Source organism: Corynebacterium accolens (assembly GCF_023520795.1).
Taxonomy (GTDB): domain Bacteria; phylum Actinomycetota; class Actinomycetes; order Mycobacteriales; family Mycobacteriaceae; genus Corynebacterium; species Corynebacterium accolens.
In genome coordinates, this window is the sequence record NZ_CP046605.1 from 632,583 (window position 1) to 654,943 (window position 22,361).

Sequence of the window (22,361 nt, forward strand, 5' to 3'; positions counted from 1 at the left end):
GCTTACTTAGTCTGTGAAGGACAAGATGGTATCGCAGGTTTCTAAGAGGCTATCGCGCAAGTGCGTGGTGGCCTCTTCGCGTTTTCCGTCCGCGATGAGCGTGGCTACAGCAACGTTGTCTTGAATGTGCTCGGCGTGCAGCTGCGGGTAGCGCGGGATGACCAATAAGAAGGTAAGCCGCATGCGCGCGAGCAGGTTGCTCATCTGCTCATCCAAGGTAGCGGAACCTAGCCCTGCTACCAGTGCTTGGTGGAAGCGCTGGTTAATGGAGGAGACTTCCTGGTGCTTATTGCGCCTTGCGCACTCGAAGGCGGAGGAGGCGAGGGAGATGAGCGAGGGGGCATCGGCAAATGCGCCCCACCGCACGGCGGCCGGCTCGATGGCGGCGCGAGCGGCGAATAAATCGCGGATATAGGCGGCATCCGGGGTGGCGATGAAGACGCCGCGGTGGGGGATGCGCTCGACCAGGCGCTCGGCGGCGAGCGTGGTAAAGGCCTCGCGGAGGGTATTGCGGGAGCAACCGAATTGCTCGGCCACCTTTACCTCACTGAGCTGCTCGCCGGGCTGAAAATTGCCGGCCGACATCTCTTGGCGCAAAGCGGTGGCGACGGACTGGGAAAGCATGACCCTCACCTTACTGAATGGGTGAGGCGTCAACGGCCATTCCGTATGACTTAAAGATCTAAAAGTTCTAAAGAGGTGGCAAAGTTCTAAAGGATCTAAACTGAAACCATAGTTCTAAAGGATCTAAATGGGAGGTCTGTCAGAGTGATTCCGGATAAGAATCCTTTTCGCCCCAGTTTCGGCGCGTCGCCGGTGCAGCTGGCCGGGCGCGAATTTGAAATCAGCTCGTTTAACTATGGGCTCCTGGGTGGCGTGGGCGCCATGCAGCGCGCCTTGCTGGTCAGCGGTACGCGCGGGGTGGGCAAAACGGTACTTCTCAATGAGTTTGAAGAATCCGCGCGCCGCCTTGGGTGGGTTGTCATCCGCGCCTATGCGGATGCCCAGATGGTGGCGCAGCTGCGCGATTCCACGATTCCGGAAGCCATAGAGGAGCTGGACTATACGGAGACTCCGGGCCGAAAGATCACGGGATTTTCTGTGGCGGGCGTGGGATCTGTAACGACGCAATTGCCCCACAACCAGGCCCAACCCAGCTTGGTTTCGCGGCTGCGCAGCCTCCTGAAGGCCGCGCGTGCGCATGATGCGGGCGTCCTATTGACCGTCGATGAGGTGCAAGCGGCCAGCGTGGATGAGCTTGCGCAACTTGCCACCGCCATCCAGGATCTCATTCGCGACGAGTACGATATTGCCTTCGCCGCCGCGGGATTGACGTTTGGGGTAGAAGAGCTATTGGAGCACGAGGGCACCACCTTTTTGCGCCGCGCTCAACGGCTGGATTTGGGGCTGCTTGATGATGCCACCGTAGCCGAAACCTTGCAGAGCACCGCCACCGCGGCTGGGCGCGGTTTCAGCGAGCGCGCTTTAAAGGAGGCGACCGCATTGGTGCAGGGGTATCCGTACCTATTGCAGCTGGTCGGTGCTTTGGCGTGGACCCGTGCGGTACTCGATGGGGCGGATGCCATCGAAGAGCGTCACGTGTCCTCTATTGCGCGCGAGATTCCAGCGCATATGGGCAACCAGGTGCACAGGATTGCGTTGAAGAATGTTCCTGACGCCCAGCGCGCTTTTCTCAACGCCATGGCGGAGCTGGAATCCGAACACGGGGCTGATATTCCCACCGGTGCCATCGCGGCGCACCTGGGCAAGACTCCCAATGCCATTTCCATGGCCCGCAAGCTGCTTTTAGAACGCGATCTCATCGCTAGCCGCAGCTACGGAACCGTGCATTTCCTTTTGCCCTACCTTGGCGAGTATTTGCGCAGCACGCGCTAGTCGATGGTCGCAATCACCGTCGCGGAATCCAGGCGGTCGCCCTCTTCAGCGAGGATCTTGATGGTGCCGCCGCGCGGGGCCTTGATGGCAGATTCCATCTTCATGGCCTCGACCGTGGCGATGGAATCTCCTTCGGAGACGCTATCGCCATCGGATACATTCCAGGCCACGAGGTTGGCCTCGAAGGGGGAGGTGACCGCGTTATCGTCGCTGGACTGTGCCCCGGCCGTCGAGGGAGCGGTGGCAGTGGCACCAGAATCACCCGCGGCGCCCGCGCCAGCGCCGGCACCAGCACCAGCGAGGAAGTCCATGGGCACGCCGATATTGACGAGTTTGCCATCGATTTCCACCGCTACCGTCCGGCGCTTGGTGTAGATGGCCTCGACCTTGTCTACCCGGTTGGCGGCAGAGGGCCGGTAGTTGTGGTCGAGCCAGTCGGTGAACACGCCGATGTCGCTGGCACCCGCATCGGCCTCGGCGGAAGACGGGGTGCCAATAAGTGCTGGCTCGTCCATCATGTCGCGGTGGAAGGGCAGCACGGTGCGCACGCCGGAGACGTCGAATTCGCGCAGCGCCTGGCGCGAACGGGCGAGGGCCACCTCGCGCGTGGGGCCCCAGACGATGAGCTTGGCAATGAGCGAGTCATAGTACGGCGGGATAATGGATCCCGAGCGGACAGCAGAATCGACGCGGATGCCGGGGCCGGTGGGCGGCTCGAAGGAGACGATGGTGCCGGGGCAGGGGGCAAAGCCGTTGAGGATGTCTTCGGCATTGATGCGGAACTCGAAGGCGTGGCCGGTGGAGGCTGGATCCTCAGAGATAGACAGAGGCTCGCCCGCGGCGATGCGGAATTGCTCGGCGATGATATCGGTGCCGGTCACCACCTCGGTTACGGGGTGCTCGACCTGGACGCGGGTATTGACCTCCAAGAAGGAGATGGTGCCGTCCTCGGAAACGATGTATTCCACGGTGCCGGCTCCGGTATAGCCCACGTGGGAGCAGATGGAGCGGGCACCTTCGATGATGCCGGTGCGCTGGGCATCGGAAAGCGCAGGTGCCGGGGCCTCCTCGATGAGCTTTTGGAAGCGGCGCTGGGTGGAGCAATCGCGGGTGCCTAGCACGCGGACGTTGCCGTGGGTATCCGCCAGGACCTGCGCCTCTACGTGGCGCGGGTGGGTCAGGAACTTCTCCACGTAGCACTCGGCGCGGCCGAATGCCTCCATAGCCTCGCGCCCGGCGGAGTTGAACGCGCCTTCGATCTCATCCATGGAGTCCACGACTTTAAGGCCGCGCCCGCCGCCGCCATAAGCGGCCTTGATGGCAATCGGCAGCCCATGCTCCTCAGCAAAGGCGCGGGCCTCCTGCCAATCATCAATCGGATCGGAGGTGCCCGGAGCCAGGGGCGCGCCGACCTCTTCGGCCACGCGGCGCGCGGCAATCTTATCGCCCAACAGCTCGATGGACTCCGGGGATGGGCCGATCCACACCATGCCGGCATCGGTGACGGTGCGGGCAAAGTCGGCGTTTTCGGAGAGGAAACCGTAGCCCGGGTGGATGGCATCGGCGCCGGTGCGCACGGCGATATCCAGCAGCGCCGGGATATTCATGTAAGTATCGGCGGCGGTATTGCCGGGCAGCGCATAGGCTTCATCGGCAACCTGGGTGTGCAGGGCACCGGCGTCGGCCTCGGAATAAATGGCGACGGACTTAATACCCAAGTCGCGGGCTACGCGGGCGATGCGCACGGCGATTTCGCCGCGGTTAGCAATGAGGACGGTTTTAATCTGCATTTTCTTCTCCAGTATTTAAAGCTTGGGGTGTCACGAGGCGGAAGGTCACGCGCGCGCCGGGCGGGAGCTGCGCGGCGATGTCGATATCTTCTTCCAGCACGGTGGCGATGACGGGGTAGCCGCCGGTGACGGCGTGGTCGCGCAGGAAGACCACCGGCTTGCCATTCGGTGGGATCTGGATGGAACCGGCCACCATTCCCTCAGAGGGGAGCTCGCCGTCCTTCACGCGCTGCACGGTGATTTCGGAAGCCCCTGCGCTGTCTTTAGCCCCGGAAAGCCGCAGGCCAACGCGGTTGGAATCAGAGGAGACGACCCATTCGGTATCCAGGAAGGTAGAGATATTATCGCCAAACCAGTCATCGCGCGGGCCTAGCACGCAGCGCAGTGTCGCGCGCGTTTTTCCGGCGGAGTCAGCGGATACGCGCAGGGGGTTGACCAATTGTGCATCCGTCATGCCGGTCGAGCGCGGCAGCACGCCGATGACATCGCCGGTGGTGACGGGATCAGGGCCGAGGCCGGAGAGGATGTCGGTGGCAGAGGAGCCGAGTTCGGATTCAGCAATGATGCCGCCGCGAATGGCCACGTAGTTGCGCATGCCCACCGTTGCGGCACCGACCGTCACGGTCTGGCCAGCGGTTACGAGCACCGGGCGGGCGAGGTGCACGGGCATCTCACCCAGGCGGACGCGGGCGGTGGCGCCGGTAACGCAGATGACGGTATCGGTCAGCGCGCGCAGCTTAATGCCACCGATATTTTCTAGCACCGTAGCTCCCCGCGGGTTGCCAACGGCGACATTCGCGGTTGCCGCGGCGGCGTGGTCGGCGGCACCGGAGGGTGTTACGCCCAAGTCACCTACGCCGGGGCGGCCAAGGTCTTGAAAAAGCGTGAGCAGGCCGGCATCGAGGACCTCCATGCGGGGCAGGCGGGCCGGCGAGCGCTTGGATTCCGCGCTGCGATCCACCAAGTCCGGTAGCTCGTCCACTGCGCGGTAGCGCACGCGGTCACCGGGCTGCACCAGCGCGGGTGGGTTAGCGTGTGAATCCCACATCGGGGTATTGGTGGTGCCGAGCAACTGCCAGCCACCTGGGGAAACGCGCGGGTAGACCGCGGAGAACTCGCCCGCGATGCCCACGGCGCCAGCCGGAACGGCGGTGCGCGGATCGGAGCGGCGTGGCACGGCCTTGGCCTGGGCCGGATCAGAAGGCGCGCAGTAGGTAAAACCGGGGGCAAAACCACCAAAGGCGGCGGTCCACTCGGTAGAGGTATGCCAGTCAATCAAGGCCTCGCGCGACATGCCGAGGAGCTCGGCGGCGGCGTCGACATCTTCGCCATCGTAAAGCACGTCGATGTCTACCGTGCGCGTCTCCTTCGCGGTAGCGGCGGCAGGGGAGAAGTCCGTCAGGAACTCCGCGGCCGCGCGCGCGGAATTCGGCGCCTCAAAGGTAATGAGCAACGTGGTGGCGGCGGCAATGCAATCCACCTGATTCTTGAGCGGTTTAGCGGACAGCGCCGCGTGCCACGCCATGACCTGCTCGAGCCCGTCCAAATCAATGAGGAGGGCGCGGGTGCCAACGAAGTGAATATGCGGCATTAGATAAAGCTCCGAATATCGATTCCTTCCGCGCTGAGGCGTTCGACCACACCGCGCAGCAGTTTCACGGAGCCCGGTGAGTCACCGTGGGTGCACACGGATTGGGCATCGACATCGAGCGTGGTGCCATCGATGGCGGTAATAGAGCCGGTTTGGGCGACTTCCAGCACGCGCTTGACGACATCCCCTTCATCCCCCATTACCGCATTGTCCTGTTTGCGGGAGACCAGCGTGCCATCGGGGTTGTAGTTGCGATCCGCGAAGGCCTCGCGGATGACGGTGAGGCCTTGGGATTCTGCAATATCGACCGCGAGGCCGCCCGGCAGCAGCATCACGGGGAGGTCACCGAAGGCCTTGATGCCTGCGATAACTCCCTTGGCTTGTGCCTCGTCCTTGACGATGGTGTTGTACATCGCGCCGTGCGGCTTCACATAAGACACCCGCGTGCCATTGGCGCGCGCCAGCGCATCGAGCGCACCAATTTGGTAGGTGACCTCGTCCGCGAGCTCCGCCGCGTTGTAGTCGATAAAGCGGCGGCCAAAACCGGCCGGATCGTTATAGCCCACGTGTGCTCCGACCGTTACTCCCGCACGCGCTGCAGCCTTAAGGGTCTGCGCAATGGAGTGCGGGTCACCGGCGTGGAAGCCGGTGGCGACATTGGCGGAGGAGACCATCTCCAGCATCGCGGCATCATCGGCTACCGGGTTGCCAGCGGTGGTTTCACCCAAGTCCGCGTTGAGATCAATGTGGAGCGAAGCCATTCAACACCATCCTTAATTGTTGAACAATAAGTGTGGTTCCAAGTGTAACCCGTGCCACTGCCATTTGTGAAGGCGGTTACTTTTTGGGCGGAGTGGTGTCGGTGGAACAGCTCCTTTCCGGACAGACCGAGGGCAAGGCAGAAAACTAAGACTCCACGGCGGCTTGGGGTTTGACCTGGAGGACAGAGGAGATAATCCCTTCTGCCTCTTCGCGGGAGCTGGCCTCGTGCAGCTGGGCGCGGAAATCCTCCTTCATGATGGCGCGGGCGAGGGTGGACAGCAGCTTCAAGTGCTGTTTCCCAGCGTCATCGGGCACGGCGATAAGGAACGCTAAGCTCGTGGGTCCTTCTCCGGTGCCCCAGGTGATGCCACCTTCGGGAAGCCGGGCGAAGGCCAGCGTCGGTGTGGTAACCCCAGCAGAACGAGCATGCGGGATTGCCACGCCGTGGCCCACGCCGGTGGAGTGTTGGGACTCGCGGACAAGGGCGGCATCGGCAACCGCAGTGGCTTCGCTAATGCGGCCATCGGCTGCGGCGAGGGAAACGAGCGACTTGATGACGGCCTCGGAGTCATTACCGAGTGGCTCATCGAGGCTGATGGTGGAGGCATCGAGAAGCGGGAGCGCGGTGGACTCCGCCGTGGCCTCGTCCGATTCCGGGGAGCGTTGCGTCAGGCGAATGAGCAGGAGCATGAGCGCAGCACACACGGCAACGCCGCAGAGCATGGATACGAAGAACCACGCCACCTGATCCACCGCGCCGAGGACGGCGACGATCGGGCCGCCGTGCATGACATGATCTTGGACCCCGAACGCGCCAGCCATGGCACCGGCCACAGCACCGCCCACCACGTTGGCCGGGATGACCTGCAGGGGGCGCGCTGCGGCTAGGGGAATGGCGCCTTCGGTGATGCCGAAAAATCCCATGAATAGCGCGGCGATACCGGAATCCGTTTCCGCCTTATTGAACCAACCCCGGCGCAGGAGGGTAGCCACGCCCACTGCGAGCGGCGGGACCGCAATCGCGGCGGCGGCCATACCCATCGGGGCCGCATTTCCCGCAGCGATCATGCCGCCACCAAACAGGAAGGCAGTCTTATTGAAGGGCCCGCCCATATCGAAGGCGATCATCGCACCGATGATAAGACCCAGCACAATCGCCGACGAGCCCTGCAGCCCACCGAGGTATTCGGTCATGGCCTCGAAAGCGCTGGCAATCGGCGCGCCGATGAAATAGATGAAGGCTAGGCCCACTATCAGCGTGGTGAAAATCGGGATGACGATAATCGGCCAAATCGGCGCGATGAATTTGTGCACCGGAATCTTCTTGATCGCAAGGGCCACGTAGCCGGAGAGAATACCGGTGACGATACCGCCCAAGAATCCGGCGCCAGCCTCGGACCCGTACAGCGAGCCGGTTGTGGCGATGAGCCCGGTAATAAGGCCTGGCGCTAACCCCGGCCTATCCGCGATGCCAACGGCAATGTAGCCAGACAAGACCGGCACCATCAGCGAAAATGCCAGGCCACCGAGCTCATTGAGCGTATTCCAGAAGCTATCTTCAGGAATCGAGAGCCCCTCCGGCGTGGGCGTGCCGCCCAAGGACAGCGCCACAGCGATGAGCAATCCGCCGGTGACCACAAAGGGAATCATGTGGGAAACGCCATTCATCAGCGCCTTGTACATGGTCTGCCCAATACCGCGCAGCCCCGCATCTTCCGCGGCGTCCTCCGCCTCGCTTTCCGATGCCCCCTCATCCTCACCCTTCCACGCTGCCGCCTCCAATGACTTGGTTAACAGCTGTTCGGGGTGCTTGATGGCTTCGTCCACGCCGGTGGCCACCAAGCGCTTGCCGTGGAATCGGTCCTTTGCAATGACGGTATCGGCACCGATAACAATCGCATCGGCTTCCTCGATGTCCTGTGTACTGAAGCTGCCTTCCACACCGATGGAACCGTGCGTTTCAATCTTGATGCGGTAGCCCAGCTTTTCGGCGGCGGCCTCCAAGTTCTCGGCGGCCATATAGGTATGGGCGATACCCGTTGGGCACGCCGTGATGGCGAGAATGAAAGGCGAAGAATCTGATGTGCTCATACTCTTATTAAAGGCACCTGCTTAAACGAGCACAAGGAGATTGGAAGGTTCTTTGTGCAGAGTCCGGCGTGCAGGGTCCTATGCGCATCCTCCTCTGCGTCAATTGAGGGCGCGATGCGATTTTTGAGGGGCGACTTTGCTCAAATTGAGCATGGGACCTATAGCATCGCGGAGATCGCACCAGTGTTGACCGGCGGTACCCTAGAAACAGAACCGAAACCGCCCGCACTTGGGCACACGAATGAATCGTGCCCACTTGAAATGAAGAAAGCCGCATTGTGAGTACAGCATCGCCGGATAATATCCTGCTCTACCTGCCAGAAAAGGAAGAAGAGCAGATTCGGGAGATCTTTGCAGGTCTTGCAGAGCGCGGATTCCCCGTGCAACACCAGCGCCCGCATATTACGGTGACCTTCGCGCAGGAGATGGATCCTCACGTTGTGGAGCTTGCCGCGGAGCTTTTACCGGCGGTTATTCCGGCGACGTTTCGGCGCGTGGGAAACGTCATCTTCGGCACCAAGCGGAAACGAACCGTGGCTTGGTTATTAGAGACCAGCGATGAACTCGAAATAGCAGCGCGGAAGATTAGCGCCGCCAATCCCGAGGGCCGCGGACCGCGCTGGACGCCGCATCTGACGATGGGTCTGCGCTTACCGCGCGAGGACGTGGGCGGCTATTTAACCGCGATGGATGAACTGACGTCCTCGCATTTCAAGGAACTTAACGCAGTAGAAGCTGCGTATTGGCGCCCGCGCACGCAAGAAAAGACCGTGCTAGCGGCAGGCTAGCCAGCTCATGACATTAAGCTCCTGAGCTCGAACTCGCGGCGGTACGCCGTATTGATGTACTCCCGTGCCGCCATCATTTGCAGCGTTCCATACTTAGAATTGGACGGATCGACCAAGAGCTCGCACTTTTGCAGAGCTTCATGCTGCGCCACCGTGTCCGCGGTATCCAGACACATGAGATCGATGCCGTCGCCGTAGCGGGAGTAAAACGCCGTGGCAACGTCGAGCACATTCGGCCGGTCAGCTTTCGCGCGCGAGAAATCGACCGAATAGGCAAGGTCAACATCATTCGCATTGGTGGCATCTACGTGCGCGCTGCCAAAAAGAACCAGCAGGTCAATGCCGGTATCCAAGCAGAATGACTCCAAGGACCCGTTATCGGCCTCAGCGCGCAACCGCGCGGCAAGCTGTGCTGGAGTGCTCATAACCATCACCTTACCAACGACCTCAGCAGGCAGAGACGCGCAGAATTGCGGTGTGCTTAAAGCAATGCCTGAATTTCGCGGGCGACGCGCAAGACGGTGAGGTCCTGGCCCGGATTGCCGATGACCTGCACCGCGTCACCCACTCCCGTGGTCTCCGTCGTGCGCAGCGGGACAGTGATCGCCGGCCAGCCCAATACATTGAATGGCTCGGTCCAGCGGCGCAGGCTGGCAGCAGAATCCGCAGTATTTTCTGCAGTGATGTCGTCCCACCTGATCGGGCCGGCGTCGAGGGTGGGGGTGAGGATGATGGGGGAGGCATCGACAAGCGTTAGTGCTTTCGTGCGCAGTTGTTGTACCTGCTGTGCTGCAGCGTCGTAGTCTGCCTGAGTAATATCCTGCCCGCCGAGGACGCGCTCCAAGATGACGCCCTGGTACTTATCCCGCTGGTCAAGATAGGGCTGGTGGACGTCGTAAGCCTCCTTGAGGCGCATCGGCGCGTAGAGCTTCGCGGTGGTAGCGATGGTGGATTCGAGCTGGGAGTAATCGAGGCGCTCCACGGCTGCGAACGTGGAATCCTGCAGCGCAGACAGCAGACCAGCAAAGCGCTCACCTTTGGTCGTCAATGCGGAAATATCCATGGTGGCCACGTTCTCGGCCGGAGTCGGTTCTTCATTCACCGTGGCTAGCAGGGCCTGCTCGATGAGCTCTATGGAGGTGGCGAAGAATCCGATGCAATCGAAGCTCGGCGCGAAGGGGAAGACGCCATCGAGCGGGATCGTACCGGTGGTGGGCTTAAATCCCAGCACGCCCTGGCTGGCGGCCGGGACGCGCACGGAACCGGCGCTATCGGAACCCACCGTGAGCTTGAGCGCCCCAGACGCAACTAGCGCCGCCGACCCAGAGCTGGATCCGCCGCCGCAGACCTGCGGATCGCGCGGATTGATGACGCGGCCATACGCGGAGGCATCACCCAAGATGCCATAGGAAAATTCCTGGAGGTTGGCCTTGGCCACGGGAATCGCGCCGGCATCCATTAGCCGCTGTGCCACCGTGGCGTTCTTGGTCGGAACTGGTCCCGTATCAACGTTGGTGCCACAGGTCGTTGGCACCCCGGCGATATCCACGATGTCTTTAAAAGCAACAGGCAATCCGCGCAGCGTAAGCGCAGTATCTACGGCATCCTCATCATAAGGAATGGTGGAAATCACCGCGTTAAAATCTTGCTGTGCCTGGGTCAGGCGGTCAGAAATTGAAGGCATGGCGGGGCGAATTCCTTTCCACGACGGTTTATACCGTTTACAGGGTGACTTGCTGCTTTCCAGGGTACAGCTGGTGAGCACGGAGGAATTGAAGCTATGCCACACGCTGAAACCGTGGCGGTCTTCACCGACCAAAAGTAGGCTCGAGACATGACGCGAAAAATTATTCTGGACTGCGACCCCGGCCACGATGACGCGGTAGCCCTGCTCTTGGCTATGGGCAATCCCAACATCGATCTGCTGGGCATTACCACCGTCGGCGGCAACCAGACCTTGGACAAGGTCGCCCGCAATGCCCTGGTCGTCAAGGAAATCGCCGGTCATCCGGAGATTCCGGTCTACGCCGGCTGCGATCGCCCGCTCGTGCGCCCCGTAGAAGTTGCCGAGGTTATCCACGGCTCCACCGGCATGGATGTCAATGGCGTCGAGCTTCCGGACCCAAGCACCGCGCTTGCCGATGCCCACGCCATCGACTTCATCATCGACACCGTCATGTCCCACGAACCCGGCACCATTACCTTGGTTCCAACGGGTCCGTTGACCAATATCGCTATGGCCGCGCGCAAAGAACCGCGCATCGTAGAGCGTGTCAAAGAGGTTGTGCTTATGGGCGGCGGCTACCACGAAGGCAATTGGTCCCCCGTTGCCGAATTCAATATCAAGATTGATCCTGAGGCGGCACATATCGTCTTCGAAGAGCCGTGGCCGGTCACGATGGTGGGGCTAGATCTGACCCACCAGGCACTGGCCACAGCCGGGGTCGAAGCCGAAATTAAGTCATTGGATACACCCGTGTCGGACTTTGTTGTCGGCCTCTTCGGCTTCTTTCGTGACGCGTATCAGCAAAACCAAGGCTTCACGGATCCTCCGGTTCACGATCCGTGCACCATCGCCTACCTCATCGATCCGAGCATCGTGCAAACGCGCAAGGCGCCCGTGCACGTCGAGCTCGCCGGCGCACTAACCACCGGCATGACCGTGACTGATTTGCGGGAGCCCGCCGATGACACTTGCCATACTCAGGTCGCTACCAAGCTGGACCATGTGGGCTTCTGGAAATTGGTAACCGAGGCCCTTAAAAATCTCGGCTAGACCACATACTGCGGTCAAAACCGAAAAAACAGCCACATTATCGCCTCTGAATCACTAGTCTCAGGCCATAACGTGGCTGTTTTGTACTCTTGTATTCACTTCGTCTGGCATTGTGCTCTTTCAGAGAGTCTTTAAGCAATTTCGTGAGATTCTTTTTGAAAGGAACCGATATTTGGCGCCACAAGCATAAGTGCTTTCTCACGAAACTCTCGAATTGAGGTTTCTAGACCAATGCCAGCGAAAGTTACAGGGTGCCCATCGAGAAAGAACGATAACGCCTCATCCGCTTGGTTTTGTCCCGTGGAAGCATAAAGCATGATGCCCTGAGCGGTTTCCCATTCCTCGCTGAAGGTTTCTTGGCTGCGTAAGTATGCGTAAAGCTGATAAAGATGAGAGCTTTTAATAGATTCGTTTCCTACGCGATTCTCAGTGAACAAATGCGTGAACTTGGCATCAATAACTGTAATTTCACCTTCTGGTGATCGCAGAATGATATCTGTCTGCATGCTCGGTAAATAGCTGGGAGCTTGTTGAACATTCCAATTTAAGCGTTTACCGCTGCTTACTTTCCAGCCGAAAGGGCTGAGATGGTAATGGAACAGGCCGAATAGAGCTTTTTCGAACAGCTTGCGGAGTTCGTCTTGCGTGAAGTGTTTTCTGCTGAACCGAGGAAGGGCGTCGTTTCCGCGAGTGGGCACGGCTAGTTCCAGAAGCAGTTTAGCCACGGCAACTGGTTTCTTATCTGCAGGAGAAAGCCTGGCACGAGGAAAAGCCGCCGTTTTTGGCTCGGGAACCCCCATTTGAGCAAGTCTTTGACCCAGTATCTTGCACCGGTGCGCAGCGTCACCACTACCTACGTTTGACAGGATATGTCCTGCATACTCGAGGGCGTAACGAAGGAATCGGTTAATTTCGCTATTGATGGTTAGTTCATTGAACTCACAAGCAATGAGACCCTTTTCTAAGAGTTGGTGGCGGGCGGTTTCATACATGTTTATTCGGCCTCGCACCCGGGTTATATTTCGTTCGGTGAGGGTAAAGCCGATGCTCAATTCTCTCCGAAAGCGCCTTTCTACAGCGTCACACAGCATTGTTCCGATGAGCTCTGGAAGCTCAACTCCCGCTTCTTCCACGGAGGAATTGGATATGTGTCCATCAATGAAAGTCTGTGAAGCGTATAGCTGGAGCATCCATACACTACGGATCGGAACGTATATGTCCTCCGGTTTTATGGAACTATCCTGTGAGGACATCGAGGGCCTGCTCGCGCTTCGAAGGATTATCGAACCAGTATTCCCCTATGAGCGGCTTAAGATCCGAGGTCACTACCTGGTTAAACCACTCAATAGTGGCTTCGTAAGAACTGTCTGTTAGCTTTCGGCGCGGAGTAACAAAGCTATGTCCGATGAGGTAATCATCACCAAGATTGAAATCATCGCGGATTAGTTGATTAACCTCCTCGATCCTCCGGGCAATTTCGGTGAGTGCTTGGCCATTGCGATTACGGTTGGAAACACAGAAATTGCGCCAGGTGGATCCCAATTGTGGAACGAGATTTACGAAGGCGAACCTGCGGCGTAAAGCCATATCTACCATGGCAAGTGACCTGTCCGCTTGGTTCATAGTGCCGATGACATAAAAGTTATCGGGTAGGAAGATTGCTTCTCCTTCCTGGCTATAAAGCGTGGTAAGTGCATTTTCGGGGTTTCTCTTATCAGCTTCTAAGAGGGTGAGCATCTCTCCAAAAATTTGCGCTGGATTGCCGCGGTTAATCTCTTCAATTACCACTACGTGTGGATTGGAGTCGTTTTCCTTAGCCTTTTCTACCGCATGGAGGAACGGTCCGTCTCTCAGTTCAAGCTTTCCATTGCTGCTGGGGCGAAAGCCTTGAACGAAGTCCTCATATGAAGTAGAAGGATGGAACTGAACAGAAGTGACTAGTTCTTCTGCATCCGACTTGCACAAGATATATGCCAAGCGACGTGCAAGCCATGTCTTTCCTGTACCCGGTGGTCCTTGGAGAATCAGATTCTTCTTTTCTTTCAGGCGCTCCAGCATAAGCTCGAGATCGTCTTTCGGAATAAAACAGCCTTCTTCTATTAGTTTAGGGATGGTAAAGGGGTCTTCTTCCGACGAAGACTCTGCAGTTTGGGTAGTAGCATCTGTTGGTTCTTGGTTGAAAACCCATGCTTCATAAGACAACCGGGGAAAGTTGGCTGGTTCGATCTCGGCGGTAGTAAGCCATTCTCGAATGTCATCGAGCGTGAGCAAATAATCTTTACCCGTTGAAACATTCTTCTGAATATTGATTCCTAATGCGGAGTCTTGGGCAAGATACTTGGTGATAACTGAATCAAAAGTCAGGAAGTAGAGTGGACGCGCCCAAAACAATGCCATGGTGTATGCCGTGATCGATCGATCTTTAGTCATCACGTCGAAATCGCGCATGAACTTGGCTCTATTTTCTGGCGTATCTGACTGGCTTAACCCGATTGCCGATTCGAAAAGACTCCAGCTGTTATCCCAAAACTTTTGGTTCTTAACATCTGAGGGTTTGGTGGTAAAACACGAGCGCAGGTTATTTAGTTGGGGTAGTCCAGAAAAATCTGTTGGTGCTGGGGCTTCAATTCCGAAAACCGCTTTGAAGGCTTGGCAAATAGCCCGTTTGTTAGACACCGAAATCTGACGGTTTGACACTCCGAGGATAGTAAACGGATCCATGTCAGTAGCTGGCACTTCTTCATCGTCGATGGACCATTTCCATAGATGCTTGAACCGAAGCGGGCGTCCTGAAATTTCAGCGGTTTCTTTTAGCTTTTCCAGTAGCTCAGCGCGGTTGTCTTTGAAGGCGAGTAGCTTAGTGGCGAATTCTTCGAAAAAATCCGGCCAATCAAATGACGGGGATAATGGAGTCTCAGAGAAAAATTCAGGATCTCCCATGCCCTGGATGACTGATTCCACACGGTCATAGGCATGATTTCGAGAAATCTGACAAATAGTAAGCAGTGAACCCAGAGAACGTTGAAGGTCAAGTCCTAGGTCATCACGGTTGAAGAAATCGCTGGACCAGTTGATTGGTCGAACATGCCGTAAATCCTTCGGATCATTTGGGTGGTATTCGTAGTTGCCGGAGACATAGCCGAAATAAACTCGTCCTTGGTGCAATTTGCTAGGCATCAGAACTAAGTCGCCTATCTGCATCTCGTTTTTAAATCGATTGAGCTGAGACGCGTAGCTGGTAGCCGTTTGTGCCTTGAGATCTGGGTGCTCTCGAACCATTGAGGCTTTGATGGCATCCAGACTATCCTGCTGGTTTACCTCTGGGCCGTAGTCCATGCCGGGAAGACCTTGGTTGGACGCTAATGCTTGCTTTTCGCGTTCGCCATTGCTTCCGGCGCGCAGTACCCAGAAAAAATCCGCACTGGATTCTTCAGGAACTTGTTCTTGCGGGCCTGTATCGGCTGCTTGTGGCTTATTTGTTTTGGAAGTAAGTTTTCCGAGTTCTCGAATTTGGTCTTTGCTTAAGGGATACGGGTTGGAGGCAAGCCAAGTGGCCCCCTCAGCGGTCAAGGAAAAGGAACCCGGTTTAGAGGAAGTGACAAAGCCAATCTCTCTTGCGTGGAATACCGCCCACCGCGTCCGGTCTTCCACAGCGGTTCTATTTTTGAGCTGCCGGTGAGCTTGCTCTGGAAAGTCCACTTCAGCAATTTTTTGAACGCGTTCAAAAATCTCGGGATAAGAGACCAGTGTCGCGTCCCGCATCGTTTCTAAGACGATGGGAAGAACAGTTCTCCAAGAAAAGGTTTGCTGTGGGTCACTCATCAAAGCATCCTTAGAAGTTAAAGCAGGGACGTTTTCATGATAGTAGGAGAACGATTCACTCGGTACGGATGTAGCTCAATTGGAAACCGCCGGGGATAAAATCGAGAGAAAGAACCCCAACCCAAGGAGCCACCATGGACCAGAACAAATTCCGTCACGTCGTCGTCATGGGAGTCTCTGGCTCTGGCAAGACAACGGTGGGGGAGGCCCTGTCGCCGCTGGTCGGGCTAGAGTACCGCGACGGCGATGATATGCACACGCAGGCAAATATCGACAAGATGGCCGCGGGAACGCCGCTGAATGATGAGGACCGGGAGCCGTGGCTAAAACAGATCGGTCAGTGGCTGGCGGATAGGCCGGAAGGTGCGATGGTGGGGTGCAGCGCGCTAAAACGCAAGTACAGGGATCTGATTAGGCAGTACTGCCCAGGCGTGGCGTTTGTGCACGTACACGGGGACTTTGATGTGTTGTATAAGCGGATGCAACACCGGCCGGGACACTTCATGCCAGCGTCGCTGTTGCAGTCGCAGTTCGACACCTTGGAACCGTTGGAAGAGGACGAAACTGGCCGCGTCTTCGATGTGACGCGGCCAGCGGAAGATATTGCAGAAGAGGCTGCTGCCTGGATAAAGACCGGCGCTTAAAAGACTGCAGCCGCGCCGTAGAGGACTAGGACGAGTGCGAAGCCAATGACGGAGATGAGCATCTGATTAACGGTCCATGTCTTCAGCGTTGTCATCGTGTCCATGCCCATCAGACGGCCGACGAGCCAGAAGCCGGAATCGTTAACGTGCGAGCCGAAGACCGAACCGGCGGCGGTGGCCACAACGATGAGTGCGAGTTGGAGCTCGGTGAAACCGCCAGCTTCCACGGCGGGGACCATGAGGGCAGCAGCCGTGGTGAGCGCGACGGTGGCTGAACCTTGTGCCAGGCGGAGGGCTACGGCGATGAGATAGCAGGCCAGGATGACGGGGATGCCGAGGCCGGAGAGGGAATCGGCAAGCGCATCGCCAATGCCGGAGGTGCGAAGCACGCCGCCGAACATGCCGCCCGCACCGGTGATGAGCACGACGGAACAGATAGGGCCGAGCGAGGAGTCAACGAGTTTTTCCAGAGCCGTCTTTTCCTCGCCGCGGCGCAGGCCGAGGACTACCAGCGCGATAAGCACCGTAATCAGCAGTGCGATTGGAGTTTGGCCGAGCATGACGAAGAACCTGACCCACGTGGCATCAGCATCGATGGTGCCGTAGGAAGCTAGAGCGTTGAGCCCGGTATTGAAGAAGATGAGCACCATCGGGATGAGCAAGGTGGAAATCACCGTGGCGGCGGAGGCTGGTTTTAAGGGTTGTTCTTCCTTTTCAAGGACAGGCCCGGTGATGGCATCGGTGACCTTGAACGGGAACTTCTTTCCGGCAAAAAGTCCGAAGCGGTAGCCGGAGATATACCAGGTTGGAAGGGCCAGCAGCAGGCCGACGAGCAGCACCAATCCGAGGTCGGCGCCGTAGAATTCGCTGGCGGCGACAGGACCGGGGTGCGGTGGCAGGTAGACGTGCATGACAGAAAAGGCGCCAGCGGCCGGCAGGCCAAAGGCAAGGACTGGGCCATCCAGGCGGCGGGCGACGGCAAAGATAACCGGCAGCATCACGATAAGACCAGCGTCGAAGAATATAGGGAAGCCCATAATCAGCGAGGCGATGCCGAGTGCAAGGGGCGCTTTGTTTTCGCCGAAGCGGCGAACCATGGCATCGGCAAGCGACTGAGCACCGCCGGAAGCCTCCACGAGCCGGCCGATCATGGCGCCGAGTCCCACCAGAAGCGCCACCGAGCCAAGGGTGGAGCTAAAGCTTTCCGTCATCGTAGGGACAATGCCCTCGAGCGGTATGCCGGCCGCGAGTGCCGTCAGGGCGGAGACCACCAGCAACGTTAAAAATGCATGCAGCTTGAAATAGATGACAAGCACGAGGATTAATGCAATCGCGGCGATGGCGATTCCGAGGAGTGGGCCAGTAGAAAGTGTTGGCTCCCAAGTATCCATGAGCTAAAGGATCCTTTGCATCCGTTTGAAATTTAATAGGGCGTATTAGCCTTATCAATCCGTCACGGTAGCAGTATTGAATTCGCCCTGGAACGAGTTCTGTGGGTAATCGCGGAAAACGAGGCTGACGCAACACCCGATGGAGGTGAACCGCCGCGGGTTTCCTGGGATGAGTAGACAAGGCTACATTGGAATTATCTCTCTCACCTTTGGAAAGGACCCTTTATGAAGCGCAAGCTTGGCTTTTCGGCATTGATATTGGCAGGTGCGGTGGCACTCGGGGCGTGTTCTTCCGGCGGCGATGATGCTGCAGAACCATCTACCAGTGCACAATCGGAAGCGACGTCCTCTACCTCAGAGGCTGCGCAAGCCTTAAGCAAGGGCGATAGCTTCGATGTACCGTGCAGCGGCAATGATGACACCACGTGCATGACCGTGAAAATCAACGACATTATCGATGATGCGCACTGCGCAAGTACCGAGTCGAAGAAAGGGAAGTTTGTCGCGGTAGAGATTTCCGCGTCCATGCCTGAGGGCGCGGATGACGGATTCACTTCGCCCTTTAGCTCTATGCCGTGGCGAGCAAGCACCGCTGACAACAAAATTAATAATGCACGGGCAGAAGTCAGCTGCGATGATGGCAGCTACCTCAACCTCATGGATGAATTCCCAGGCTACAGCGCCGACGGTACGGCTTTCCTCGATGTTTCTAAAGACACCAATATGCTGCACTTTAAGGCCACGAATGAGGTGAGCTACAAGATTAAGGTGGAAAGCGGCGGTGAAGCGGAGCCTTCTTCACAGGAGCCAACCAATGAAGCAAGCCCCAAGAATGACCCTGCCCAAGAGCGCGCAGGCGAAGCTGAGCAGCCCGCCCCACAGCCGAAATCGGGAACAGATAGTGGGGGACAACAGCAGGTAAACCCGAACAACCAGGAAGGCGATGCGCCCCAGAATGCTGGCGATGCGCCTGTCGTAGGAATTACCCAAGCCCCTGGCGTGGAGAATCCGCACCCTCTCGATAAAACAGTTGCTTCCTGTGGCGACCCATCCAATCAGCAACCAGGGACCACCTATTTCACGGATGGGACGACTGGGTGGACGCAACAGTGCGCAAGCCAGATGGCGCAGTAAAAACAACTCCAGCGCCCGGGCCGCAGTGAAGGGCCGCAGGGCGCTGGAGCTGGTTCTCTCTATCTCTCTTGCGTTCTCTCAAACGCTAAGGAAAGTATGGGCCTAAATCCTGTTATAGGCATTGAAAAAAGCTGAAATTTTCCTGAAAGTTAGTGCAGGCTAAGAAGATCACGGGGTAGGCACGCGGTGCGCTAGTCTGGGAGGTAGAAGAAATAGCCAAAATGTGGGTGGAAGCTGGGGCAATGGCCGCCGAGAAGTGGCCTGGATCGCAGCTTTCCCGCGAGGTAGAGGTGGAAGATTTGTCGTCGCAGTATGATCCGAATTTTCACCGGCAGATGGGCGTGGAAGCTGACGTCGTCTTGCGCGTCGGAATGATGCTGATGGGGGCGGGCACATCAGGCTATCGCGTGCTGCGCGGCATGAAGCGCAGCGCCCGCGCGCTGGGGTTTGATCACTTGGATGCCAACGTGGGGCTGACCCAGATTACCTGTACCTTTCACCGGGGCGATTCCTTTCGCACCGTGATTGCGCGCACGCACTCGCCGGCCGTCGATGCCTCCCGCATTGAGGCGTTGGAGGATCTCACCCATAACCACCTATATTCCGGCATTACCGCGGAAGAGCTTTCGGGGATGCTCGATTCCATAGAAAGCGATGTGAAAAAGCGCTGGAGCGTGTGGGTCCTATCCACGGCGGCAGCGGTCGCGTGCGCGGCGTTTGCTTTCTTGAACTTCTTTCCGGTGCAGGCGGTAGGCCTCGTGGCGCTGGCAGCGTTCGTGGGACAATTCGTGCGCTATGAGGTACTGCACCAGCATGTGCACCAAATTGGCGGGATCATCGCCGGTGGTGCGGCAGCCAGCATCACGTTTTTTATCCTCATCGAGCTCCTAGGATTTGCCGGGGTAGTAGAGCCGAGCTCGCTGTCCTCGGGCTATGTTGCGGCGGTGCTCTTTTTGATTCCGGGGTTCCCGCTGTTCTCGGCCCTAATTGATATCGCGCGCTTTGACTTTGATGCGGGTATCGCCCGGCTGGGTTATGCGTTTACGGTCATCTTTACCGCTACGTTTACCGTCTCCATGGTCAGTTGGCTAACGGATCTCAGCCCGGATCCGCCGGTTCCTGCACCGGATACGCGGTGGTACCTGCTGGCTTCTGTCGCCAGTTTCTTCGGCATCGCGGGCTTTGCCTTCCTCTTTAACTCCTCGCGCCGCATGGTGTTGGTGGCTGCAAGCGTGGGAACCGTGGCCAACGCGGTGCGCCTTGGCCTCCTTGAGCTGGGCACGACCATCTACTTTGCGGCGTTCATTGGTGGGCTGATTATCGGGCTCTTGGGTGCGGTGGCCTCCCAAAAGGCGCGGTTGCCGCGCATCACCACCACCGTGCCGGCCGCCGTCATCATGATCCCCGGGGTGACGATGTTCCGCGCGGTCTATTACCTCAACGATGGCCAGATGGATCAGGCGGTGGCGAATGTGGCCACCGGTCTGATGGTCGTAGGCGCCATTGGTGCAGGGATGGTATTTGCTCGTCTGCTGACGGACCGCGATTGGGCGCTGGGGCGCCTTATTGATTTCGATAAGGAGATCCCACGGAAGAAGCCCATCTAGTTCAGGTGGTCTAGCAGTGGGGCGCCCAGAGACAGCAGGCAGTAGCAGAAGGCAGCAGCGTCACCCCACAGCGCAGAACTAGTAAAACGCCAGCGGCACCCGGTTCCTTTCGGTTCCGAGTGCCGCTGGCGTCTCTCTCTACAAGGGTGTTTCCATGTATCGGTGTGCACCGCCCTCTGGAAACTGAGGGGTTCTCTCTATCTCTCTCGTATGCGCTCTCTCAAACGCATGATTTAAGTATGGGGCACGCGGCTGGACTCGCCATGGTATCTGCCTGAAAGGTTGCTGCTAAGTGCTGTGAGTTGGGTGGGGAAGGGAGACATCGGCAAGCGAGGCGTGTCGGCGAGGCTATAAAGGCACATAAAAGTGACCTAAACCATAATAAATTCTGTAGGCTCGTCGCTACGGGTGCAGACTATGCTGCGCCATTTTTGCGAAAGAAGCTCAACAGAAACGAGGTGAGGAGCATGGCTCCTCTGATAGCCCCACCGCCAGCGAGCGATGAATCTGCGCGAACGGATGTGGACGTTCCTGGCACTTCACATGAACAGCGCGTTTCCGCCATCAAGGCCGCATTCATCGGCACGTTTATTGAGTGGTTCGATTATGCGGCCTATATCTATATGTCCGCGATTATCTCGCGCGTCTTCTTCCCAGAAATGGAAGGTCGCCGCGCGCTGATTTTGACCTTTGCGCTCTTTGCGCTGTCATTCTTGGTGCGCCCCATCGGTGGAATCGTCTGGGGCCATATTGGTGATAGGCACGGCCGCATCCACACGTTGACCTATTCCATCGTGCTGATGTCGCTGGCGACCGCCTGCATCGGTCTATTGCCTGGGTATGCCACTATCGGCTTTGCCGCCACGCTATTGCTCCTGCTGTGCCGCATGGTGCAAGGCTTTTCCGCCGCCGGTGAATATGCCGGCGCCGCCACGCACCTGGCTGAGATTGCCCCACCTGGAAAACGCGGGATTTATGCTGCGGTAGTGCCATCGGCAACCGCATCCGGGCTGCTCTTGGGCTCGCTCATCGCGGCCTTTCTTACCGGTGTGCTCGATGATGATGCCCTGCATTCCTGGGGCTGGCGCGTGCCCTTCCTAGTGGCGGTGCCGCTCGGCCTGTACGGCTTATGGATCCGCCGCCATACGGAGGAATCCAACCGCTTTGAAAAGCACGCGGACACCGAACTTTCGCCCCTGCGCCAGGTGCTGAAATACCCCAAGGCCCTGGCCATTGCCTTTGCCGGCGCGGTGCTCAACGCGATTGGCTTCTACGTCATCTTGACCTACCTGCCCACCTATCTTTCGGAGGAGCTGGGCATGGCGGAAACTCCGGCGTTTATCGCGTCTTCGGTGGCCTCCGCGTTCTACGTGGGCTTTGCGCTGTTGACCGGCCTGCTCTCTGATCGCCTGGGACGGCGCACCACCATGCTGTGCGCCGCGCTCTTTATGGGCCTTGCCATCATTCCGGCATTCATGCTTCTCGATGGCGCAGGCATTCTGCTCGTCATCATCATTCAGGTGTGCCTGGGTGGGGTGCTGGCGCTTAACGATGGCGTCTTGCCCTCCTTCCTTTCCGAGCAGTTCCCCACGCATGTGCGCCTGTCTGGTTTCGCGCTGACGTTTAATACTGCCAATGCCATCTTCGGCGGTACTGCCCCGATGATCGCGACGTGGCTGATTGATACCACCGGAAATAAACTAGCCCCGGCCTTTTATCTGGTGGCTGCGGCGATCGTGACGGGTACTGCCGTGCTCTTCGCGCCGCGCAAGAACAAGCTGGTGGCATAACCCGCGCGGGTTATGCCTGTAGAACTAGTAAAACGCCAGCGGCACCCGGTTCCTTTCGGTTCCGAGTGCCGCTGGCGTCTCTCTCTACAAGGGTGTTTCCATGTATCGGTTTTCACCGCCCTCTGGAAACTGAGGGGTTCTCTCTATCTCTCTCGTATGCGCTCTCTCAAACGCATGATTTAAGTATGGGGCACGCGGCTGGAACAGCAATGGAATCTATCTGATAGGTCGCTGAAAAATACTGAAAGTTTCCTGTAAATCCATTTGCGCTGGTAAGCG

The 22,361-nt window shown here is 58.1% G+C and carries 17 protein-coding genes; 7 read left to right on the forward strand and 10 right to left on the reverse strand.

All coding sequences use genetic code 11. The features are described 5' to 3' along the window. Positions 1–6: 6 nt before the first annotated feature. Positions 7–624 carry a GntR family transcriptional regulator gene (locus tag CACC_RS03095; protein WP_005277440.1) on the reverse strand — a complete coding sequence of 206 codons (618 nt, stop codon included), beginning with the start codon at positions 622–624 and terminating at the stop codon, positions 7–9. A gap of 144 nt (positions 625–768) precedes the next feature. Between CACC_RS03095 and CACC_RS03100 the strand changes: the two genes are divergently transcribed. Next, positions 769–1,896, forward strand: a complete 1,128-nt coding sequence (locus CACC_RS03100) for an ATP-binding protein (protein ID WP_035108328.1) — start codon at positions 769–771, stop codon at positions 1,894–1,896. Here CACC_RS03100 and CACC_RS03105 read toward each other — a convergent pair. The 4 genes from CACC_RS03105 to CACC_RS03120 form a co-directional block, all read right to left on the reverse strand. Further along, on the reverse strand, positions 1,893–3,686 hold the full coding sequence (locus CACC_RS03105) for an acetyl/propionyl/methylcrotonyl-CoA carboxylase subunit alpha (protein ID WP_005277444.1): 1,794 nt from the start codon (positions 3,684–3,686) through the stop codon (positions 1,893–1,895). The two genes, CACC_RS03100 and CACC_RS03105, sit on opposite strands and share 4 nt — an antisense overlap. Further along, the gene (locus CACC_RS03110; protein ID WP_005277446.1) at positions 3,676–5,277 is read right to left on the reverse strand and encodes a 5-oxoprolinase subunit B/C family protein; all 1,602 of its coding nucleotides are present in this window, start codon (positions 5,275–5,277) and stop codon (positions 3,676–3,678) included. The genes CACC_RS03105 and CACC_RS03110 overlap by 11 nt, the downstream gene beginning before the upstream one ends. After that, on the reverse strand, positions 5,277–6,038 hold the full coding sequence (locus tag CACC_RS03115) for a LamB/YcsF family protein (RefSeq protein ID WP_005277447.1): 762 nt from the start codon (positions 6,036–6,038) through the stop codon (positions 5,277–5,279). The genes CACC_RS03110 and CACC_RS03115 overlap by 1 nt, the downstream gene beginning before the upstream one ends. Positions 6,039–6,183: 145 nt before the next feature. Further along, positions 6,184–8,130, reverse strand: a complete 1,947-nt coding sequence (locus CACC_RS03120; RefSeq protein WP_005277449.1) for a fructose-specific PTS transporter subunit EIIC — start codon at positions 8,128–8,130, stop codon at positions 6,184–6,186. Between the two features lie 278 nt (positions 8,131–8,408). On the opposite strand from CACC_RS03120, the gene CACC_RS03125 reads away from it, so the two are divergent. Beyond that, positions 8,409–8,918 (forward strand): 2'-5' RNA ligase family protein, encoded by a 510-nt coding sequence (locus CACC_RS03125; RefSeq protein ID WP_005277451.1) that lies wholly within the window; start codon positions 8,409–8,411, stop codon positions 8,916–8,918. Between the two features lie 5 nt (positions 8,919–8,923). On the opposite strand, the gene CACC_RS03130 is transcribed toward CACC_RS03125, so the two are convergent. Both CACC_RS03130 and CACC_RS03135 read right to left on the reverse strand, forming a co-directional pair. Further along, positions 8,924–9,343 (reverse strand): nucleotidyltransferase domain-containing protein, encoded by a 420-nt coding sequence (locus tag CACC_RS03130; protein WP_050755814.1) that lies wholly within the window; start codon positions 9,341–9,343, stop codon positions 8,924–8,926. Positions 9,344–9,399: 56 nt separating this feature from the next. Beyond that, the gene (locus CACC_RS03135; RefSeq protein ID WP_005277457.1) at positions 9,400–10,602 is read right to left on the reverse strand and encodes an amidase; all 1,203 of its coding nucleotides are present in this window, start codon (positions 10,600–10,602) and stop codon (positions 9,400–9,402) included. A gap of 150 nt (positions 10,603–10,752) precedes the next feature. Between CACC_RS03135 and uriH the strand changes: the two genes are divergently transcribed. Then, positions 10,753–11,694 carry a uridine-preferring nucleoside hydrolase UriH gene (gene uriH / locus CACC_RS03140; RefSeq protein ID WP_005277459.1) on the forward strand — a complete coding sequence of 314 codons (942 nt, stop codon included), beginning with the start codon at positions 10,753–10,755 and terminating at the stop codon, positions 11,692–11,694. A gap of 131 nt (positions 11,695–11,825) precedes the next feature. Here uriH and CACC_RS03145 read toward each other — a convergent pair whose 3' ends face one another. After that, on the reverse strand, positions 11,826–12,947 hold the full coding sequence (locus CACC_RS03145) for a 5-methylcytosine restriction system specificity protein McrC (protein WP_005277460.1): 1,122 nt from the start codon (positions 12,945–12,947) through the stop codon (positions 11,826–11,828). Further along, positions 12,931–15,516 carry an AAA family ATPase gene (locus tag CACC_RS03150; RefSeq protein WP_005277462.1) on the reverse strand — a complete coding sequence of 862 codons (2,586 nt, stop codon included), beginning with the start codon at positions 15,514–15,516 and terminating at the stop codon, positions 12,931–12,933. Before CACC_RS03150 ends, CACC_RS03145 begins: the two co-directional genes overlap by 17 nt. A 134-nt stretch (positions 15,517–15,650) precedes the next feature. On the opposite strand from CACC_RS03150, the gene CACC_RS03155 reads away from it, so the two are divergent. Further along, positions 15,651–16,160: a gluconokinase gene (locus tag CACC_RS03155; protein ID WP_005277464.1), complete on the forward strand. Its 510-nt coding sequence runs from the start codon at positions 15,651–15,653 to the stop codon at positions 16,158–16,160. On the opposite strand, the gene CACC_RS03160 is transcribed toward CACC_RS03155, so the two are convergent. Beyond that, positions 16,157–17,551 carry a GntP family permease gene (locus tag CACC_RS03160; RefSeq protein ID WP_005277466.1) on the reverse strand — a complete coding sequence of 465 codons (1,395 nt, stop codon included), beginning with the start codon at positions 17,549–17,551 and terminating at the stop codon, positions 16,157–16,159. The two genes, CACC_RS03155 and CACC_RS03160, sit on opposite strands and share 4 nt — an antisense overlap. Before the next feature lie 225 nt (positions 17,552–17,776). Here CACC_RS03160 and CACC_RS03165 point away from each other — a divergent pair, with 225 nt between their 5' ends. From CACC_RS03165 to CACC_RS03175, 3 genes are all read left to right on the forward strand, one after another. Next, positions 17,777–18,685, forward strand: a complete 909-nt coding sequence (locus CACC_RS03165; RefSeq protein ID WP_005277468.1) for a hypothetical protein — start codon at positions 17,777–17,779, stop codon at positions 18,683–18,685. Between the two features lie 335 nt (positions 18,686–19,020). After that, entirely contained in the window at positions 19,021–20,292 is a 1,272-nt protein-coding gene (locus CACC_RS03170) for a threonine/serine exporter family protein (protein WP_208854186.1), read from the forward strand. Between the two features lie 467 nt (positions 20,293–20,759). Further along, positions 20,760–22,082 carry an MFS transporter gene (locus CACC_RS03175; protein ID WP_005277473.1) on the forward strand — a complete coding sequence of 441 codons (1,323 nt, stop codon included), beginning with the start codon at positions 20,760–20,762 and terminating at the stop codon, positions 22,080–22,082. Positions 22,083–22,361: the final 279 nt, after the last annotated feature.

Bases quoted from the DNA above. Each gene is read 5' to 3' on its own strand.
- CACC_RS03135 (WP_005277457.1), bottom strand. From the start codon at position 10,602: ATGCCTTCAATTTCTGACCGCCTGACCCAGGCACAGCAAGATTTTAAC.
- CACC_RS03120 (WP_005277449.1), bottom strand. From the start codon at position 8,130: ATGAGCACATCAGATTCTTCGCCTTTCATTCTCGCCATCACGGCGTGC.
- CACC_RS03095 (WP_005277440.1), bottom strand. From the start codon at position 624: ATGCTTTCCCAGTCCGTCGCCACCGCTTTGCGCCAAGAGATGTCGGCC.
- CACC_RS03150 (WP_005277462.1), bottom strand. From the start codon at position 15,516: ATGAGTGACCCACAGCAAACCTTTTCTTGGAGAACTGTTCTTCCCATC.
- CACC_RS03175 (WP_005277473.1), top strand. From the start codon at position 20,760: ATGGCTCCTCTGATAGCCCCACCGCCAGCGAGCGATGAATCTGCGCGA.
- CACC_RS03160 (WP_005277466.1), bottom strand. From the start codon at position 17,551: ATGGATACTTGGGAGCCAACACTTTCTACTGGCCCACTCCTCGGAATC.
- CACC_RS03170 (WP_208854186.1), top strand. From the start codon at position 19,021: ATGGGCGTGGAAGCTGACGTCGTCTTGCGCGTCGGAATGATGCTGATG.
- CACC_RS03165 (WP_005277468.1), top strand. From the start codon at position 17,777: ATGAAGCGCAAGCTTGGCTTTTCGGCATTGATATTGGCAGGTGCGGTG.
- CACC_RS03145 (WP_005277460.1), bottom strand. From the start codon at position 12,947: ATGTCCTCACAGGATAGTTCCATAAAACCGGAGGACATATACGTTCCG.
- CACC_RS03155 (WP_005277464.1), top strand. From the start codon at position 15,651: ATGGACCAGAACAAATTCCGTCACGTCGTCGTCATGGGAGTCTCTGGC.
- CACC_RS03105 (WP_005277444.1), bottom strand. From the start codon at position 3,686: ATGCAGATTAAAACCGTCCTCATTGCTAACCGCGGCGAAATCGCCGTG.
- CACC_RS03130 (WP_050755814.1), bottom strand. From the start codon at position 9,343: ATGAGCACTCCAGCACAGCTTGCCGCGCGGTTGCGCGCTGAGGCCGAT.
- CACC_RS03115 (WP_005277447.1), bottom strand. From the start codon at position 6,038: ATGGCTTCGCTCCACATTGATCTCAACGCGGACTTGGGTGAAACCACC.
- CACC_RS03110 (WP_005277446.1), bottom strand. From the start codon at position 5,277: ATGCCGCATATTCACTTCGTTGGCACCCGCGCCCTCCTCATTGATTTG.
- uriH (WP_005277459.1), top strand. From the start codon at position 10,753: ATGACGCGAAAAATTATTCTGGACTGCGACCCCGGCCACGATGACGCG.